16 protein-coding genes and 2 tRNA genes are annotated in these 13,096 nt (G+C 68.0%); 15 read left to right on the top strand and 3 right to left on the bottom strand.

Annotated elements, in window-relative coordinates; translation table 11 throughout:
• Positions 1–13: 13 nt before the first annotated feature.
• Positions 14–361 (bottom strand): DUF6011 domain-containing protein, encoded by a 348-nt coding sequence (locus tag ACZ6YV_RS36630; RefSeq protein ID WP_465513974.1) that lies wholly within the window; start codon positions 359–361, stop codon positions 14–16.
• A 128-nt stretch (positions 362–489) separates the two neighbouring features.
• Positions 490–771, bottom strand: coding sequence for a hypothetical protein (locus ACZ6YV_RS36625; RefSeq protein WP_465513973.1), 282 nt, complete (start codon positions 769–771; stop codon positions 490–492).
• 139 nt (positions 772–910) lie between these two features.
• Between ACZ6YV_RS36625 and ACZ6YV_RS36620 the strand changes: the two genes are divergently transcribed.
• The 11 genes from ACZ6YV_RS36620 to terL all read left to right on the top strand — a co-directional run bounded on the left by ACZ6YV_RS36620 (position 911) and on the right by terL (position 7,596).
• Positions 911–1,108 carry a hypothetical protein gene (locus ACZ6YV_RS36620; protein WP_465513972.1) on the top strand — a complete coding sequence of 66 codons (198 nt, stop codon included), beginning with the start codon at positions 911–913 and terminating at the stop codon, positions 1,106–1,108.
• 80 nt (positions 1,109–1,188) lie between these two features.
• Positions 1,189–1,725 carry a hypothetical protein gene (locus tag ACZ6YV_RS36615; protein ID WP_465513971.1) on the top strand — a complete coding sequence of 179 codons (537 nt, stop codon included), beginning with the start codon at positions 1,189–1,191 and terminating at the stop codon, positions 1,723–1,725.
• On the top strand, positions 1,718–1,978 hold the full coding sequence (locus tag ACZ6YV_RS36610; protein ID WP_465513970.1) for a hypothetical protein: 261 nt from the start codon (positions 1,718–1,720) through the stop codon (positions 1,976–1,978). The genes ACZ6YV_RS36615 and ACZ6YV_RS36610 overlap by 8 nt, the downstream gene beginning before the upstream one ends.
• Positions 1,971–2,519 carry a DUF6221 family protein gene (locus ACZ6YV_RS36605; protein WP_465513969.1) on the top strand — a complete coding sequence of 183 codons (549 nt, stop codon included), beginning with the start codon at positions 1,971–1,973 and terminating at the stop codon, positions 2,517–2,519. The genes ACZ6YV_RS36610 and ACZ6YV_RS36605 overlap by 8 nt, the downstream gene beginning before the upstream one ends.
• Positions 2,516–2,800 (top strand): hypothetical protein, encoded by a 285-nt coding sequence (locus tag ACZ6YV_RS36600; RefSeq protein ID WP_465513968.1) that lies wholly within the window; start codon positions 2,516–2,518, stop codon positions 2,798–2,800. Before ACZ6YV_RS36605 ends, ACZ6YV_RS36600 begins: the two co-directional genes overlap by 4 nt.
• Positions 2,797–3,021 (top strand): hypothetical protein, encoded by a 225-nt coding sequence (locus ACZ6YV_RS36595; RefSeq protein WP_465513967.1) that lies wholly within the window; start codon positions 2,797–2,799, stop codon positions 3,019–3,021. The genes ACZ6YV_RS36600 and ACZ6YV_RS36595 overlap by 4 nt, the downstream gene beginning before the upstream one ends.
• Positions 3,022–3,102: 81 nt before the next feature.
• Positions 3,103–3,171 (top strand) — tRNA-OTHER (locus ACZ6YV_RS36590).
• An 82-nt stretch (positions 3,172–3,253) separates the two neighbouring features.
• A tRNA-OTHER gene (locus ACZ6YV_RS36585) sits at positions 3,254–3,320 on the top strand.
• A gap of 352 nt (positions 3,321–3,672) precedes the next feature.
• Positions 3,673–5,256, top strand: coding sequence for a vWA domain-containing protein (locus tag ACZ6YV_RS36580; protein WP_465513966.1), 1,584 nt, complete (start codon positions 3,673–3,675; stop codon positions 5,254–5,256).
• A gap of 127 nt (positions 5,257–5,383) precedes the next feature.
• Positions 5,384–6,166, top strand: coding sequence for a hypothetical protein (locus ACZ6YV_RS36575; RefSeq protein WP_465513965.1), 783 nt, complete (start codon positions 5,384–5,386; stop codon positions 6,164–6,166).
• A gap of 2 nt (positions 6,167–6,168) precedes the next feature.
• Positions 6,169–7,596: a phage terminase large subunit gene (terL, locus tag ACZ6YV_RS36570; protein ID WP_465513964.1), complete on the top strand. Its 1,428-nt coding sequence runs from the start codon at positions 6,169–6,171 to the stop codon at positions 7,594–7,596.
• Between the two features lie 182 nt (positions 7,597–7,778).
• On the opposite strand, the gene ACZ6YV_RS36565 is transcribed toward terL, so the two are convergent.
• A complete protein-coding gene (locus ACZ6YV_RS36565) occupies positions 7,779–8,009 on the bottom strand; it encodes a helix-turn-helix transcriptional regulator (RefSeq protein ID WP_465513963.1) in 231 nt (76 codons plus the stop codon).
• Between the two features lie 142 nt (positions 8,010–8,151).
• Between ACZ6YV_RS36565 and ACZ6YV_RS36560 the strand changes: the two genes are divergently transcribed.
• Genes ACZ6YV_RS36560 through ACZ6YV_RS36545 form a run of 4 tightly spaced genes read left to right on the top strand, consistent with a single transcriptional unit; the run spans position 8,152 to position 13,037 of the window.
• Positions 8,152–8,370: a hypothetical protein gene (locus ACZ6YV_RS36560; protein ID WP_465513962.1), complete on the top strand. Its 219-nt coding sequence runs from the start codon at positions 8,152–8,154 to the stop codon at positions 8,368–8,370.
• Entirely contained in the window at positions 8,363–10,531 is a 2,169-nt protein-coding gene (locus ACZ6YV_RS36555) for a phage portal protein (RefSeq protein ID WP_465513961.1), read from the top strand. The genes ACZ6YV_RS36560 and ACZ6YV_RS36555 overlap by 8 nt, the downstream gene beginning before the upstream one ends.
• Positions 10,531–11,604, top strand: coding sequence for a head maturation protease, ClpP-related (locus ACZ6YV_RS36550; protein WP_465513960.1), 1,074 nt, complete (start codon positions 10,531–10,533; stop codon positions 11,602–11,604). The genes ACZ6YV_RS36555 and ACZ6YV_RS36550 overlap by 1 nt, the downstream gene beginning before the upstream one ends.
• Complete coding sequence (locus ACZ6YV_RS36545; protein WP_465513959.1) at positions 11,601–13,037, top strand: phage major capsid protein; 1,437 nt, start codon at positions 11,601–11,603, stop codon at positions 13,035–13,037. The genes ACZ6YV_RS36550 and ACZ6YV_RS36545 overlap by 4 nt, the downstream gene beginning before the upstream one ends.
• Positions 13,038–13,096: the final 59 nt, after the last annotated feature.

Genomic DNA, 13,096 nt, shown 5'->3' with positions numbered 1-13,096 from the left:
CGGAAAGTACTTCTCAGGCGGCGGTGACGAGCTCGGCCGCGATCCGGTGGTAGCAGGTGCCCGCGCCCCGGAGCCCGGCCTTGCAGGTGCAGGCCTGCGCGGCGGTCAGGTACCTGTCCACGCCGTTGGAGGCGACGACCTGGAACACGCGGGTCCGGCCCCGGCGCAGGAGGACCAGGCCGCCATCGGCGATCAGCTCCTGCGCCTTCTCGACCTGGGTCAGCTTGTGGGCGGAGGCCTTCGCGGCGGCGGCGATCCGGGCGCCGCAGGTGCGGCCGTAGCCGCGGGCGATGGAGGCGGGGGAGCGGAGGGCCCGGCCGCAGCGGGTGCACCGGGTGGTGGTGGCGGTGGTGCTGGTCATCGGGGCCTCCGTGGTTCTCTCTGTGTAGATACACGGTAGCAAGAGAGTGTAGATACACGCAAGGGGTGAAATGTATCTACACGGTTACGGTCGAGCGGAGCCCCCGGCCGGAGCCGGGGGCGAGACCACTAGGCCGGGATCGCGTAGTGGCAGGCGCCGTCGAGGAGCTGGATCGCCGCGTCGTGGTGCTCCAGCTTCAGGGTCTTCCGGTTCGACTCCGGGATCAGGTGCACCTGGCCGGTGATCGAGAGGGCCTTCAGGCTCTGGTCCTGGGCTTCCCGGCTGAGGCCGCGGGCGAGGAGGATCGGGCGGAGGTCGGTCATGGAGGCCACGCTGCCGTGCTCGGCGTGGAGGTTCTTGATGGTCTGGAGGATGAAGGCTTCGCGGCGGGCGTTCGGGGTGACGGTCACTTGGTTCTCCTTGCTCTCTGCTCTCCGTGTAGATACAAGGTAGCATGGTCGTGTAGATACACGCAAGGGGCAAGTTCAAGGCAATGTAGATACATGGCATATTCCCTGCTAGCCTCCGTGTACATACACAGGAGGAGTCATGGTCAAGGACACCCACACCCGCGGAAAACTGCTCCGCATCCCCGACGACGACTGGGAGGAGCTGGAGGAAACCGCCGGGCCGCGGAACCGGACCGCCGTCGTGGTCGCCCTCATCCGCTGGTACAACCGGAAACCGGGCTACGACCTCCCAGACCGTCCGCCGGCCAAGCCCGCGGGGGAGTCGGACCCGCGCTGAATGATCTTGGTCAGGTGTCGATCTTGAACGACACCAATTCGATCTTGAAACGAATGATCTTGAACGACAGGAGACCGACCATGCCTGACTGGGACGGCGCCGCACTGGCGCACCTGATCGCGCAAGGCGCCTACAACCGCGACTCCGGATTCGACCTACCCGAGATCCCGAACCAGCCCACACTCTCGACGCTCCCGCTCGACGACGACACGAAACAGGTCAGCGCCGCGGTACTCGTCGACCTCGGCGTCGGCCAGATGAGGCACCTGACGCTCCGGAAGACCGTCCCCGTCGGTGTCCAGGTCGAACCGGTGCACACCCGGCGCGACGACGGGCACCACGAACTCCGGCTCGTCGACGCCGACGGCGGCGTGTACGGGCACGCGATCGTCGCACCGAACCCTGGGCTCGGCGGAAGCGAAGGGCCACGTAAGCAGGCGATACACCACGGGGTGTGGACCCTGGTTGAGGGCGCTGAGCTTGAGGTGTACCACGAGGCCGGGCGTTCCATTGTGGTCACTGTCGCGGACGGCACCGTCTCGGCTGACGAGCCTGTGCGGCTGAAGGTGCGCGCGGCCCCGGCGCCGACGTACGACGACGGGGGTGACGATGAATGATCCGCGCGTCGAGCTGTACGAGCGTGAGCGTGCCGAAGCGGTCGAGCTGGCGCACCGGGCGATGCTGACGTCGTACATCGGCGGACCGCCTGCAGGCCTGCGTGGTGACGCGGATCGGATGGTGGCGGCTCTGCTGAAGGCGGGGTGGACGCCGCCGTCGGAGTCGATCTTGGAGAGGGCGGCCGTGGGCTCGAAGTTGTTCCAGCGCAGGGTGATCTTGGTCGAGGACTGGAGAGAGGTGTCCCGTGGTTGATGATCTTGAATGTAATGATCTTGGTGGCGTTGATCTTGGTGAGAACGATCTTGGTCAAACTGGGCCCAACCCCGACAACCTGATCGCGTTCCTGAACGCCAGACTCGACGAGCGCGAGAAGACCGCGCGGGCCGCACACCCGATCACCTCGGCCACGGCGCTCCGCTGGAAGGTCAAGCCGTACGAACGGCGAATCCCCGGCACCGGACTGAAGCCAGCAAGGATCTGGGGAGTCGTCGTTGAGCCTCGCGAGACGCTCATGGCCGACACGTTCGAGCTCTCATCAGACGTCGCCGAGCACATCGCCGACAACGATCCGAAGTTCGTGCTGGCCGACGTCGCCGCCAAACGGCAGATCATCGAGGCACACCCGAGCGGCCGCGATCACCCCGAGGGCCCGCTCTACTGCCTGGAGTGCGGTCCGAAGTGGAAGGCAGGCAAGGCACCCCGCGACTGGATCGGCTACCCGTGCGACACGCTGCGCCTACTCGCTCTGCCGTACGCCGATCACCCCGACTATCGCGAGGAGTGGCGGCCGTGACCGACGTGCCTCCGGTGTGGGCGATCCGGTTCCGGGACGAGATCCGGATCGACATGGTCACCAGTCCGCCCCCGTACTTCGCCAAGACCATCGACGAACGCGACTGGTACCTCCGCACCAGCAGCCGCCCCCGTGACGAGTTCGTCGTCGAGGAAGTACCCGGCCCGCTCGACCGCGCCCGCGACGAAGAACACGCCCGGTGGGAGAAGGTCAAGACCAAGCTCCGCGCCGAGACCCGCCGCAAATTCCTTGAAGGCAAACAGAAAGGCCACACCCCGTGACCGACGAACAGAACCGCCCCACGATCAGAGACATCGCCGACCTGATGCCGAAGTTCGACCCGGACGCCGTCGAGGGCCTGCGCCGCAACATGGCGGCGATCGGCTTGTCCATGGCGCAGTACGGCGAAGGGCTGCGGAAAGCCGCGCCCGCCCTCATGGCGAACATGGCAAAAGCCCTGCCGCCGCTTCCGTCAACACGAACCACCGAGGACCGCCGCTGACCCGTCCGAACCGGACCACTCGTCGACACACCGAAAACCCGTGTGACCCAACACAGTTGATCTGTTAGCGTCAGCGTCACTCCCGGTGCGCAGGTATCGGATACTTCCTCTTCCACAGGAGAGACGCGGGTTCGAATCCCGCCACCGGTTCCGGCCGGTGTCGACTAGCGGCCCAGGTCACTTACGTTCCCGACGCCGACTTGATCTCGGGAGTAACAACTTCAGATGGCCCGGTGCGCAGGACGCGGTTACTTCGCCTCTTAAGCGGGTGGTCGCGGGTTCGAGTCCCGTCCGCACTTGTGCGGTAGCTCAGTTGGCAGAGCACCTACGTTCCGCATCCGACTTGATCTCGGGTCATCACACAACTTCATAGGCACCTCCCGGTGCGAAGCTCCGCGGCTACTTCACTGGAACTGAAACCCGCCGCGCAGCAACATTGATCTCGGGAGGCACAACGTGCGGAAGGTCCGGTGCGCAGGCGGCGGTTACTTCAGCGGATCCAAGGGTTACGGGTTCGAATCCCGTCCAGCCGCTTCAGGGCGGCTGGTAGCTCAATCAGGCAGAGCATTGGCAATAAGACCGCTACCGACTTTGATCTCGGACCCCCGCCCGTTTCAGTGCCTCCCCTCGCGAGAGGGTCGCAGGCAGACCATGAGCAAGTTCAACACCACCAGCACCCGCCCGGCGACCTCTTCGCCGATCACCGGCGAACGCGCCCCGACCGGCGTCACCTTCGAAGGCGGCGACGGCTACACGCGCGACACGAAGTCCGAGCTGTTCCTGCTTGCCGTGTCGAACATGGTGGGAGAGAACACCTTCTACGAGTCCGCCGACAAGCGCGACACCCGCTACGCCGAACTCATCCGCCGCGCTACGATCGCCGATCCTGAGTGGACCGCGCGCTTCCTCGCCTGGCTTCGCGGCGACGGCAACATGCGCACCGCATCCCTCGTCGGCGCGGCCGAGTTCGCCAAGGCACGCCGCGACGCCGGCCTCGACGGCATGTCCCGCCAGGTCATCGACTCCGTTCTCCAGCGTCCCGACGAGCCCGGCGAGATGCTCGCGTACTGGACCTCGGTGCACGGCAAGAACATCCCGAAGCCGGTCAAGCGCGGCGTCGCCGACGCGGCCCGGCGCCTGTACTCCGAGCGGTCGTTCCTCAAGTACGACTCGGCCGCGCGCGGGTTTCGGTTCGGTGACGTGCTGAACATGACCCACCCGGACGCGTCCGCGCCGTGGCAGGCCGACCTGTACCGGCACGCGCTCGACGTCCGGCACGGCCACGCCGGCGAGATCCCCGAATCGTTGGGCACGCTGCGGGTGAACGCGTTCGTGCGCGAGCAGGCCGCGCAGACCCCGCAGGCGCTCTACGGCGGCGCGCTGCTGCGCGAAGCGGGGATGACGTGGGAGGCCGCGCTGTCGCTGGCCGGGCCGGACGTCGACAAGGCACGGCTGTGGGAGGCGCTGATCCCGTCCATGGGCTACATGGCGCAGCTGCGGAACCTCCGCAACTTCGACGAGGCTGGCGTGTCCGACGAGATCGCGCGCGGTGTCGCCGACCGGCTGGCCGACCCCGAGCAGATCGCGAAGTCGCGGCAGTTCCCGATGCGGTTCCTGTCCGCGTACCGGGCGGCTCCGTCGCTGCGCTGGTCCTATGCGCTGGAGAAGGCGATCGCGGGGTCGCTGGCGAACGTGCCCCCGCTCGGCGGCCGGACACTGATCTTGGTCGACACGTCGGGTTCGATGAACGCCTCCTTCAGCAAGGACGGCACGCTGATGCGGTGGGACGCGGCCGCGGTGTTCGGGATCGCGCTCGGCGCGCGCTGCGAGACGGCGGACGTCGTGTCGTTCTCGGCGGCTGGCTGGTCCGGCGTAGCGACGAAGGTGTTTGACCTCCAGCGGGGCGAGTCGCTGCTGCGCGCCGTTGACCGGTGGAAGACGGGCGGCTACTTCATCGGCTCCGGCACCGATACCGTCGGCGCGATCCAGCGGCACCTGCGCCCCGGTTACCACGACCGGGTCGTGATCCTGACCGACGAGCAGCACGCCTACGGCAACGTCGACCAGACCGTGCCCAAGGACACGGCGCTGTACACGTGGAACCTCGCGGGCTATGAACGCGGCCACTCGACGTCTGGCTACGGCAACCGGCATACCTTCGGCGGCCTGACCGATCAGGCGTTTCGGATGATCCCGCTCCTCGAAGCGGGTCGAAACGCGGACTGGCCCTTCTGACCGCGAGCGCACAAGCCCGGCTGGACTTCGGTCCGGCCGGGCTCTGTCGCGTTCGGACAGATGCGGGTGACAATGCGGGTATGACCACGCCCGCCGTGCTGGACCACGAAGACACTGGAGGTGTGTGATGCCGCGCTGGCCAAGCGACGCGAAACCACCGGGCTCGCCGCCGAACCCGATGTGCACCGGCCGCTCCAAGATCCGCGACGCCGACGGCACCATCCAGCGCGACCCCGACGGCAAGATCCTTGACCGCCCATGCGACAACCACGCCATCACCGGCGGCACCGTCTGCTGGACCCACGGCGGCCGCGCACCCCAAGTCCGCGCCAAAGCCGCCGTCCGCGCCGAACTCATGAACTGGGGACTCGGCGACAGCACCATCGAACCCGGCGAAGTCCTCCTCCGCCTCGTCTCCCAATCCGCCGCCCGCGCCGAGCTCTACTCCGGACTCCTCTCCGACGCGTTCGACGCCGCCGAACGGATTCAGGCCGCGCTCGACGCCGAGCAGCTCCTCATCGAAGCCGAACCCGGGCCACGCGACGACAAGCTCCCCGAGGCCCCCAGTCTCCAAGCCGCCCGCGCCGATCTTGAACGGATCTTCACCACCGGCGGCGTCTCCGCACTCATCGGGAACACCTACGCCGACACCAAAGACGGCCGCATCTACGCCACCGGCGAAGCCATCCGCGGCCTCGCCAAACTCGAAGCCGACGAACGCGACCGGTGCGCGAACTTCGCCGCCAAGGCCATCGCCGCCGGACTCGCCGAACGCCAGGTCCGACTCGCCGAGCGGCAGGCCGAGCTCGTGCTCGGCGCGATCGAGGCAGCGCTCGACGCCGCCGGCATCCCAGCAGGGGAGCGGGGCCCGGCGAAGATCGCCGCGGCCCGGCACCTCAAGGTCGTGTAGCCGTGGACGGCCTGGCCCTCGCCGCGCGGCTCCTCGAGGAGCAGGTCGCCGAAGCCGAGCGTCCCGCGCAGACGCTCGGCTCGTTCACCAGCATGGTCGACCCGTCCAACGTGCAAACCCCGGCGCTGGACCTGCTCGACGAGAAGCTCGCCGCGGTCGCGCGAGGCGAGATCACCCGGCTGATCTGGTCGATGCCGCCGCAGGAAGGCAAATCGGAGCGCGTCAGCCGCCGGTTCCCGGCGTGGATGCTGAAGAGAAACCCCGATCTGCGGATCGCGATCGCGTCCTACGAGCTCGGTGTCGCGCGCCGGTGGGGCCGGCAGATCCGGAACGATCTGGCCGAGCATCCGGAGCTCGGGTTACGGGTGCGGGACGACACGTCGGCGGCGCACGAGTGGCAGCTCGACGGGCATCTCGGCGGCGTGTACTCGGTCGGTATCGGCGGTGCGCTGACGGGGCGGCCGGTGGATTTGCTGATCATCGACGACCCGATCAAGGGCCGCGCGGAAGCGGACTCCGAGGTGCGGCGGGAAGCGTGCTGGGATTGGTGGACGAACGTCGCCCGGACCCGGTTTGCGCCGGGTACCCCCGTGGTTTTGATCTTGACCCGGTGGCATGAGGACGACCTCGCCGGGCGGCTGATCGACACCGGCGACTGGGAGGTCGTGAACGTCCCCGCCCAGGCCGAGAAGAACGATCCGTTGGGCCGTGAGCCGGGGGAGTACTTGACGTCGTCGCGCGGCCGGACACCGGAGGAGTGGCAGACGATCGAGCGGGACGTCGGCCCCCGGGTGTGGGGCGCGCTCTACCAAGGCTCCCCGTCCCCGGCGGACGGCGACATGCTCAAGCGCGGATGGTGGCGGCATTACACGGCACCGCAGGCGATCGAACTGGACGACGGCACGATGCAGGCCGACGGCTTCGACAAGATCATTCAGTCGTGGGACATGACGTTCAAGGACACCAAGAAAGCCGACTACGTCGTCGGGCAGGTGTGGGCGCAACGCGGCGCGGACGTGTTCCTGCTCGACCAGGTCCGTGGCCGGCTGGATTTCCCGGCGACGTGCCGGGCGATGCTGGCCCTGTCGGGGCGTTGGCCGCAGGCGAACGCGAAGTTGGTGGAGGACAAGGCGAACGGGACGGCGGTGATCGCGCAGCTGAAGTCGACGGTCGGGGGGATCATCGCGGTGAACCCGACGGAGTCGAAGGAAGCGCGGGTGTCGGCGGTGTCGCCGTACGTCGAGTCCGGGAACGCGTACCTGCCGTCGCTGAATCCGGGCGATCCGTCGTTTCAGCCGTGGGTGGCGGGGTTTGTTGAGGAGTGCGCGGCGTTCCCGAACGGTACGCACGATGACCAGGTGGACCCGATGTCGCAGGCGCTGAACCGGCTGCTGGTGTCGAAGGTTCGGTCGCGCGTGCGTTGGCTGTAGGCTTCGTCGTGCAGCAGTTGGCGCCGGTTTCGGGACTGGCGGCCAGCAAGAAGGGCCCTCGACGCCACCGCGCCGAGGGCCCTTCGTCGTTCAGTCGATGTCGCCACCCTGGACTGGCGTCGCGCCCTCGTCTTTCTCGATGCCACTCTGGCCGGACTTGCAGTTACACCTGCACACGGTGCTCACCTCCCCTCGGCGGTTTGCGTGCTGCCTTCGAGGAGTTTGAGCAGGCTGGCGGTGACGACCCGGACGCGGTCCTCGCCGAGGGGTACGACCTGGCACGGGAACTTCCCGGACTTCGCGAGCTTGTAGCCGTGGGACTTCGAGATCCCGAGCGCGCGCGAGGCGTCCTCCATTGAGGCGGTCGGCGGCCATTGCCGGATGTCGTCGAGGGTCACAGTTTGACCGTCCATTGTGTACTCCTGGTCTCCCTGATCTACATGGTGTGCAAACTGTACAGCTAGTCCACGAAAGACTGTTTGATCCGTCTATACTTGCTGGTCGAAGACCTGCGCAATGTGTCCACTTGATCGGGACTGGCTGTACATTGTGCCCATGTTCAAGACCTTCGCCGCGCTCCTTGCGCCCTTCGGCAAGAGCTTCGGCATGGTCATTCTCGCCCTCGCGGGCCTCGTCCTCCTGGTCATCGCCGCCTACCGCTGGAACCTCACCACGGGGCTCGCCGCCACCGGCGTTGCCCTGTGGCTCCTCGAAGCCCGCATCGACACCGAGATCCGCCAGCGCAAGGCCGACCAGGACGGCGAGCGTGGCTAGCCTCCTCGGCGGAGTCCGCCGCCCGGCCGCCATGCAGAACAAGGCCCCTGTGCCGATCGTCGGCCGCTCCGCCACCGGCGCCTCCACCTGGTTCAACCGCCGCGACGCCGTCGGCGAGCTCGACACCATGGCCACCAACGGCACCGTGTTCGGCATCGTCAACCGCACCTCCACCGCACTCGCGAAGATCGACTGGAACCTGTATAAGCCCGCGAGGTCCGGAAAGGACGAAGACCGCACCCCGGTCACCACACACGCGTTCCTCGACATCGTTCGCAAGCCGAACCCGTTCATGTCCGGCATGGAACTGTTCGAGATCGAGCAGCAGCACGTCGACCTCACCGGCGAAGCGTTCCTCGTCGTCGGCCGCGACAAACGGTTCAAGAACCTGCCGCTCGAACTCTGGCCCGTCCGGCCGGACCGCATGAACCCAGTTCCCGACCCCTACGCCTACCTCGCCGGGTGGATCTACACCTCACCCGACGGCGAACGCGTCCCGCTGCTCAATGAGGAAGTCATCCAGGTCCGGATGCCGCACCCCACCGAGCCCTACCGTGGCCTCGGCCCGGTGCAGACCGTCCTCACCGACGTCATGGGTTCCCAGTACGCGGCCGAATGGAACGCGAACTTCTTCCGCAACAGCGCCGAACCGGGCGGGATCATCGAAGTCCCCGAGTCCCTGAGCGACCCCGAGTTCGACCAGCTCCGCACCCGCTGGGAAGAGCAGCACCGCGGCGTCTCCCGCGCGCACCGGGTCGCGATCCTCGAGCAAGCGAAGTGGGTCGAGCGGAAGTACACGCAGCGCGACATGCAGTTCGCGGAGCTGCGTGGCGTCAGCCGGGACGCGATCATGGAAGCGTTCGGGTTCCCGCGCGGGATGCTCGGCATCACCGACGACGTCAACCGTGCCCAAGGCGAATCCGGGGAGCGGATCTTCGCGAAGTGGCTCACCGTCCCGCGCGCCGACCGCTGGCGGAACGCGCTCCAGACGAAGCTGCTGCCGCTGTTCGGCGACACCACCAGCGGCCTCGAAGTCGACTACGACTCCCCGGTCCCGCAGGACGAAGCCGCGGAGAACGCGGACCGCGCTTCCCGCGCACAAGCGGTCGCCGCGCTCGTGAACGTCGGATTCGACGGCAACAGCGCGGCGACGGCGTACGAGCTCCCCGCCGGTCTGGAATGGAAAGAACGCGCCCCCGACCCGGCGCCACAGCCTCCGAACGCGCCCAGCCCGGTCCCGACCCCCGCCGAGCCGGGCGCCCCCGAACCGGCCACGACCGAACCCCCGCTGCCCGCCGAGCCTGCCGGCGTCGGGAACCTGCTCGCGAAGCTGCTCACCGAGCGGCTGCCGGTGCGGAACGCGCCGCCGTTGGAGCCGCCGCCCGGGTGGCCGGAGTCCGATAAGGACGCTGTCGATGCCGTCGACCTCGCGCCGGTGCAAGAGGCATGGACGGCGGCGCTCGCCGCGCTGGTCGAAACATGGAACACCACGATCGTTGCCCAGTGGATCACCGCGCTGATCGACGCGATCAAGACGGCGCTCGGCGGGGACGGCACCCGCGCCGACCTCGGCACGCTCTCCGTCGACATCGCCGACGCCACCACGCTCCTCGCCGACGCCATGGCCGCCATGGGAGAGACCGCCGCCGGGCACGTCGTCGACGAAGCCGCCGCGAACGACATCGACCTCACACCGACCTGGCCCACCGCCGACGACCTCGAAGCAGCCGCCCGGGAGATCGCGGACTTCGAGGCCCGCCGGTACTCGCTCACCGCCGGCCGCGAAGCCGCGCGGGTCGCCGGGCCTGAGCCGGACGAGGACGTCGTCGCCGAGCACATGAAGACGTACCTCGACGAACTGTCCGACGCGCCAACGGAAGCCGCGCTCGGCTCCGCGCTCACCGACGCGCAGAACCAGGCCCGCGTCTCAACCTTCGCGTCAGGACCGGTCGGCGCGCTGTACGCCTCCGAGCAGATGGACTCCAACACCTGCGCCCCATGCCGCGACATCCATGGCCGGTGGATCGCGAACACCGACGACCAAGGCCCGCTGAACAAGCTCTACCCGGCCGGCGGCTACATCGACTGCCTCGGCCGCTGGCGCTGCCGCGGCACCGTCGTCGGTGTCTGGCGCCCCGACACCACCGAGGGAGGCGAGTGATGTCCAAGAGCGCCCGGCTCCGCGCGCAGCGGAACCTGCAGGGTCTGCGCGTCACGCAGCAACAGGCCGACGAGATCACCGACGGCAAGACCTGGTACCAGATCCGGAACCTGGTCGACCAGCCGTCGACCGCGGCCATCTACCTCTACGAGGAGATCGGCTACTGGGGTTGCGAGGCATCGGACTTCGTCCGCGAGCTGATGGCGCTGCGCGTCGACAACATCATCGTCCACATCAACTCGCCGGGCGGCGACGTGTTCGACGGGCTCGCGATCTACCACGCCCTGCGTGACCACTCCGCCACCATCGAGGTGCGTGTGGACGGTCTCGCCGCCTCCGCCGCCAGCTTCATCGCGATGGCCGGAGACCGGATCATCATGCAGCGCAACGCCACCATGATGATCCACGACGCCAGCGGGATCTGCATCGGCAACGCCTCGGACATGCAGAAGATGGTCGACGTCCTGGACCAGGCCTCCAACAACATCGCCGACATCTACCTGCAGCAGGCGGGCGGGACCGTCGAGGCCTGGCGTGCGGCGATGCGTGAGGAGACCTGGTACACCGGCGCCGAAGCGCTCACCGCCGGGCTGTGCGACGAGGTCAACAACGCCGACGAAGACGCACCGGCCGAAGAGTCCGTCGTGCCCGGCGAGGACGAGGACGTCGACGCACTGATGGCGAAGTCCTACGACCTCACCGTGTTCGCCTACCACTACAAGGGCCGTGATCAAGCTCCGGCGCCGAAACCGGTCGCCGCGCTGGTCGCGGAGACGACCGAGCCCGAACCGAACGAGTCCGTACCGGCCGAGCCTGCCGTCGAGCCGGAGGCGCCGGCCGCCGAGCCCGCGCCGGAACCCGCCGCCCCGGCGCCCGAACTCGAGGTGCCCACCGAGCCGGAGCCTGCCGAACCTTCCCCGTCGGCGGACTCCGAAAGTCAGCCTGGCCCGGTCGAGACCCCGCCGGGCCCGGCTGACACCTGGTCCGCTCTCGTCGGCGGACTCCTCAAACCTGCTCCGTCCACAGTGGACGAGCTGTTGCACGCCCTGATGAAGGAAGGAACCTCGGCATGACCACCGCCACGCTCTCCCCTGGGCAGCGCGACCGCCTCGCCCGCTTCGGCATCCCCGCCCAGCGAATCGGCCGGATCGTGAACACCGCCCCGCCGATCCCCAAGAACGACCAGGAACTCGACGAGATCCTCAACGACGCCACCCGCGCCAAGGACGTCCTCAAGGACACCGGCACGCTCGCGGCGTTCATCAAGGCCTACCGCGACCAGGCTCAGCCCACGGGCGGTGACCTCGACGTCGAGCTGCAGGCCCTCGTGCAGAAGGGCCTTCGCGACTTCCTGATCAACAACAAGGTCGACGAGGAGCAGGCCGCCCAGATCAACCGGCTCAACCTGTCGCCGACCGCCAAGCGCGGCAGCATGCTCACCAGCCACAAGCAGGCCACCGCCCACAACCCGGACGCGCCCGGCGCGATCCTCGACGAGCACTTCGACAACAGCCTCGACTACGCGCGCACCATCTGGCACAAGAACCCGAAGCCGGACAACAAGAAGCTGGAGACGCTTCGTAACGCGGCGGGCTCCGTGTCCCCGGCCGACGGCGGGTTCCTCGTCCCGGAGACGCTGCGCAGCCAGCTGCTGCAGATCGCGCTCGAGCAGGCCATCGTCCGGCCGTTGGCCACCGTCGTCCCGATGGACTCGGCGCGTGTCCCGTTCCCGATGATCGACACCACCACGAACGTCGGTTCGGTGTTCGGCGGCATGATCGCGTTCTGGGGTGAAGAAGGCGCCGCGCTCACCGACAGCAACCCGAAGTTCGGTCGCATCACCCTCGACGCGAAGAAACTCACCGGCCTCTCCGCAGTGCCGAACGAGCTGCTGCAGGACTCCATCATCTCCTTCAGTGCGCTGATCGAGACCCTGTGGCCCAAGGCCATCGCGTTCTCCGAGGACACCGCGTTCCAGGTCGGCTCCGGCGACGGCGAACCGCTCGGGTTCCGCGGCGCCGGGAACTCGGCCGCCGTCACCGTCACGCGCGCGAACTCGAACCAGATCAGCTACGTGGACATCACGAAGATGTTCGCCCGCATGCTCCCCAGCAGCTTGAACAACGCGGTGTGGATGTGCTCCCCGGACGCCATCCCGCAGCTGCTGCAGATGTCGCTGACCGTCGGCACCGGCGGCAACTCTGTGTTCGTCGTCAACGCCGCGGCTGGGATGCCGATGAGCATCCTCGGCCGCCCGCTGATCATCACCGAGAAGGGCGGCCAGCTCGGGTCCCGCGGCGACCTCGCGTTCTGCGACCTGTCCTACTACCTGGTCGGCGACCGGCAGACCATGTCCGCCGACAGCTCGACGGACTACAACTTCGGCTCCGACAAGACGACGTACCGGATCATCCAGCGCGTCGACGGCACCCCGTGGCTCCAGTCCGCGATCACCCCCGCCAACGGCTCCAGCAACAAGCTGTCGCCGTTCGTCGAACTCCTCTGACCCCGACCGGCCGCCGTCGGCATTCACACCCCGACGGCGGCCTCTATCCGGGCCGGCAG

This window comes from Amycolatopsis sp. NPDC102522 (assembly GCF_055584485.1).
Note: the sequence above shows the minus strand (reverse complement) of the source record. Positions and strands in the feature narration are given on the sequence as shown.